General features: G+C 70.5%; 2 protein-coding genes. Both read left to right on the forward strand.

The window, feature by feature from the left end:
* Window positions 1–382, forward strand: a 382-nt coding sequence (locus Mam01_RS36090) for a magnesium chelatase subunit ChlI family protein (protein WP_507762942.1), incomplete at its 5' end; no start/stop codon positions are given.
* On the forward strand, window positions 369–641 hold a 273-nt coding region (locus Mam01_RS36095; protein ID WP_204289699.1), incomplete at its 3' end, for a hypothetical protein. The genes Mam01_RS36090 and Mam01_RS36095, both read left to right, overlap by 14 nt.

Genomic DNA, 641 nt, shown 5'->3' on the forward strand with positions numbered 1-641 from the left:
GCTCATGTCGCGCGTCGCCGTACGCGCGCCTGTCGAGTGGGGGGATCGCAAGGCGCGGGCGGGTGAGCCGAGCGCGACGGTGGCCGCGCGGGTGCTCGACGGGAGGGACCGGGCGGCCCATCGGCTGGCCGACACACCATGGCGAATCAACGCCGAGATACCCGCACCGGACCTGCGCACCCGCTTTTCCGTCACCCCGGAGGCTGCCGAGCTCCTGCGGTCCGCGGTCAACGCCGGGCTCGTGACAGCAGACGGGCTATCCCACCTGCTGCGCGTCGCCTGGACGCTGGCCGACCTGCGCGGAGCCGACCGCCCACAGGCCGACGACGCGGCGGGAGCCCTCGACCTGTGGAAGGGGGCAGACGGCGATGCAGCCCGGTGACCGCGTCCTGGTCCGCCCCTCATTCCACATCCCGGTACGCCCGTGGTGGACGGAGTTATACTGCTCCCCGTTCTACTACCCGGGCACGGTGACCCAGGTCAACCCACAGCGCGGACGCGCCCACGTCGAACTGGACGAGTCGCTCTACCCCACACCCTGGCAAGACCGCACCCAGCTCTTCCACCTCAGCGACATCCACAGGCACGTATGCCGCTGCCAGGAATGCGCCAAACCCGGCCGAGACATCTACCGATACCGC

It is taken from the genome of Microbispora amethystogenes, assembly GCF_016863015.1.
GTDB lineage: Bacteria > Actinomycetota > Actinomycetes > Streptosporangiales > Streptosporangiaceae > Microbispora > Microbispora amethystogenes.